The organism is Paracoccus sp. (in: a-proteobacteria) (genome assembly GCF_039808215.1).
In the GTDB taxonomy this organism is placed as follows: Bacteria; Pseudomonadota; Alphaproteobacteria; order Rhodobacterales; family Rhodobacteraceae; genus Paracoccus.
Window position 1 is genome coordinate 1 of sequence record NZ_JBDHSP010000146.1, and the last position, 3290, is coordinate 3290.

Below are 3290 nucleotides of genomic sequence, written 5' to 3' on the forward strand. Positions count from 1 at the left end.
GCTGGGCCGACAGCATCACGTCGTTCATGACCTGCTCCCGGGTCATGTTGTGCGCCTTCATCGTGTCCGGGATCTGCTTCTCGACCAGCGGCGTCCAGACATAGCCGGGCGCGATCGCGTTGACGGTGATGCCCTTGGTCGCGACCTCGAGCGCCACCGTCTTGGTCAGCCCGGCGATGCCGTGCTTGGCGGCGACATAGGCGCTCTTGAACGGCGAGGCGACGAAGGCGTGCGCCGAGGCCGTGTTGATGATCCGGCCCCAGCCCTTCTCCTTCATCTTCGGCAGGGCGGCGCGGATCGTGTGGAAGGCCGAGGACAGGTTGATCGCGATGATCTGGTCCCATTTCTCGATCGGGAACTCGTCGATCGGCGCGACGAACTGGATGCCGGCATTGTTGATCAGGATGTCGATCGCGCCGAAGGCCTTCTCGCCCTCGGCGACGAAGCCGGCGATCTCGGCGGGCTTGCTCATGTCGGCGGGCGAGAACACCACCTTTACGCCGAATTCCTGTTCCAGATCGCCGCGCAGCTTCTCGGCATCGGCCGGCGCCATGATGCCGTTGATGACGAGGTTGGCGCCCTCGGCGGCGAGCGCGCGGGCATAGGCCAGCCCGATGCCGGAGGTCGAGCCGGTGACGGCGGCGGTGCGGTCTTTGAGGAACATGAGCGTCAAGGCTCCTGACAATCGGGGAGAAAATGCTTAGGGTCGGTTTGAGGCGGGGCAATGCACCGACGGGATATCGCCGCAGGTTGCCTCATGAGTCTTCGCAACGCAACATGACGAAAATGCAGCCAGACGCGCATTCCCACGGCGGACATGACCATGCGTCGCATGCCCATGACGACGGCGCCTGCCGCCATGCGCAGGACCACCGCCGCCACGCCGCGGACGCCCTCGCCCGGGCCGAGCGCCTCTGCCGCGAGCGGGGCCTGCGCCTGACTCCGATCCGGCGCCACGCGCTGGAGGCGCTGCACGCCGACCATCGCCCGATCGGCGCCTACGACCTGGCCGACCGGCTCTCGCCGGCCGGCGGACGGCGCCTGGCGCCGATCTCGGTCTATCGCGCGCTCGACTTCCTGGTCGAGCAGGGCTTCGTCCATCGCCTGTCGTCGAAGAATGCCTATGTCGCCTGCCCGCACGGCCATGGCGCCGACGAGGTCGTCGCCTTCCTGATCTGCGAATCCTGCGGCGGGGTGGACGAGGATTCCTCGCCCGCCATGAAGAAAGCGGTGGCGGCCATCGCCGAAAACCGGCAATTCTCACCCTCCCACCAGACGGTCGAGATCGTCGGCCGTTGCGAGCATTGCCGGAGCGCCGGCTCGTGATAGAGCAATCCGCATGAACGAGCGTGCCTTTTCCTATCTGACGCCGGAGCGCGCCGGGCCGCTGGGCCGCCAGCTCACCGTCCCGGTGAAGATCGGCAACGTCACGGTCGGCGGCGGCGCCCCCATCGTCGTGCAGTCGATGACCAACACCGACACCGCCGATGTCGGCGCGACCGTCGCGCAGGTCGCCGCCCTCGCCCGCCAGGGCTCGGAGCTCGTGCGCATCACCGTCGACCGCGACGAGGCCGCCGCCGCCGTGCCCAGGATCCGCGAGCGGCTCGACCGCATCGGCGTCGACGTGCCGCTGATCGGCGACTTCCACTATATCGGCCACAAGCTGCTCGCCGATCACCCGGCCTGCGCCGAAGCCCTGGCGAAATACCGGATCAACCCCGGTAATGTCGGCTTCAAGGACAAGAAGGACAAGCAGTTCGCCCAGATCATCGAGCTCGCGATCGCGCATCGCAAGCCGGTGCGCATCGGCGCCAACTGGGGCTCGCTCGACCAGGAGCTCCTGACCGCGCTGATGGACGAGAACGCCCGCGCCATCCGCCCGCTCGACGCCCGCGCCATCATGCGCGAGGCGATGGTGCAGTCGGCCCTGCTCTCGGCCGAGCGCGCCGAGGAGATCGGGCTCGGCCGCGACTACATCATCCTCTCGGCCAAGGTCTCGGGCGTGCAGGACCTGATCACGGTCTACCGCATGCTGGCGAGCCGCGCCGACTACGCCATCCATCTCGGCCTGACCGAGGCCGGCATGGGCTCGAAGGGCATCGTCGCCTCCTCGGCCGCGCTCGGCATCCTGCTGCAGGAGGGCATCGGCGACACCATCCGCTATTCGCTGACGCCCGAGCCCGGCGGCGACCGCACCCTCGAGGTCAGGACGGCGCAGGAGCTGCTCCAGACCATGGGCTTCCGCGCCTTCGTGCCGCTGGTCGCCGCCTGCCCCGGCTGCGGCCGCACCACCTCGACCGTGTTCCAGGAGCTCGCCCAGGATATCCAGGGCTGGATTTCCAGCTCCATGCCCGAATGGAAGGAGCGCTATCCCGGCGTCGAGACCCTCAACGTCGCGGTGATGGGCTGCATCGTCAACGGCCCCGGCGAATCCAAGCACGCCGATATCGGCATCTCGCTGCCGGGCACCGGCGAGGCGCCGACCGCGCCGGTCTTCGTCGACGGCAGGAAGGTCGCGACGCTGCGCGGCGCCGGCATCGCGGCGGAGTTCAAGGCCATGGTCGCGAGCTATGTCGAGCGGCGTTTCGGCAACGGCTCCGGCGCCGCCGGCTGATCCCTCCTTTGCGCGTCGCCCGCAACGTGCTAGAGGCCCCGGCCTTTCGCTGCGGCGCAGCATGCGCGGAGATCCCTGATGGGGCATGAGAACCCGAATCCCGCGACCGCCCGGCCGGAGGATTCACGCTTCGGGCTCGACGCCGGCCATGGCCCCGAGCGCGGCCACGGCCACGGCAAGACGGGCTTCGCCGCGCTGGCGCTGGGCGCGCTCGGCGTCGTCTACGGCGACATCGGCACGAGCCCGCTCTACGCGCTGCGCGAGACGATCCTGGCCGCGACCGGGGGCGACAAGGCCGACGCCGTGCCCGATTCCGTCGTCATCGGCGTGCTCTCGCTGATCCTCTGGTCGCTCGTCGTCGTGGTGACGCTGAAATACGTCGTGATCCTGATGCGCGCCGACAACAACGGCGAAGGCGGCATCCTCACCCTCGTCGCGCTGGCGCAGCGCAGCCTCGGCCGGGCGCGCAGCCATGTCGCCCTGCTGCTCGGCATGATCGGCGCCGGGCTGTTCTACGGCGACACGGTGATCACGCCCGCGATCTCGGTCCTCTCCGCCATCGAGGGCGTCAAGCTGCTGACGCCGGTGCTCGACGACTACATCCTGTGGATCGCCTCGGTGATCCTGCTCGGCCTGTTCCTGATGCAGAGCCACGGCACCCACCGCGTCGCGACCT

At 68.9% G+C, this 3290-nt stretch carries 4 protein-coding genes; 3 read left to right on the forward strand and 1 reads right to left on the reverse strand.

Annotation, left to right across the window (positions count from 1 at the left end; genetic code table 11):
* The coding region (locus tag WMK75_RS18730) for a 3-hydroxybutyrate dehydrogenase (protein ID WP_347269091.1) at window positions 1-664 on the reverse strand (664 nt) is incomplete at its 3' end.
* 113 nt (window positions 665-777) lie between these two features.
* Here WMK75_RS18730 and WMK75_RS18735 point away from each other — a divergent pair.
* The 3 genes from WMK75_RS18735 to WMK75_RS18745 form a co-directional block, all read left to right on the forward strand.
* On the forward strand, window positions 778-1326 hold the full coding sequence (locus WMK75_RS18735; RefSeq protein WP_347269092.1) for a transcriptional repressor: 549 nt from the start codon (window positions 778-780) through the stop codon (window positions 1324-1326).
* Between the two features lie 13 nt (window positions 1327-1339).
* A complete protein-coding gene (gene ispG / locus WMK75_RS18740; RefSeq protein WP_347269093.1) occupies window positions 1340-2614 on the forward strand; it encodes a flavodoxin-dependent (E)-4-hydroxy-3-methylbut-2-enyl-diphosphate synthase in 1275 nt (424 codons plus the stop codon).
* A gap of 78 nt (window positions 2615-2692) precedes the next feature.
* The coding region (locus WMK75_RS18745; protein ID WP_347269094.1) for a KUP/HAK/KT family potassium transporter at window positions 2693-3290 on the forward strand (598 nt) is incomplete at its 3' end.

Excerpts from the sequence above, each read along its gene's own strand:
- ispG (WP_347269093.1), top strand. The coding sequence starts at position 1,340 with ATGAACGAGCGTGCCTTTTCCTATCTGACGCCGGAGCGCGCCGGGCCG.
- WMK75_RS18735 (WP_347269092.1), top strand. The coding sequence starts at position 778 with ATGACGAAAATGCAGCCAGACGCGCATTCCCACGGCGGACATGACCAT.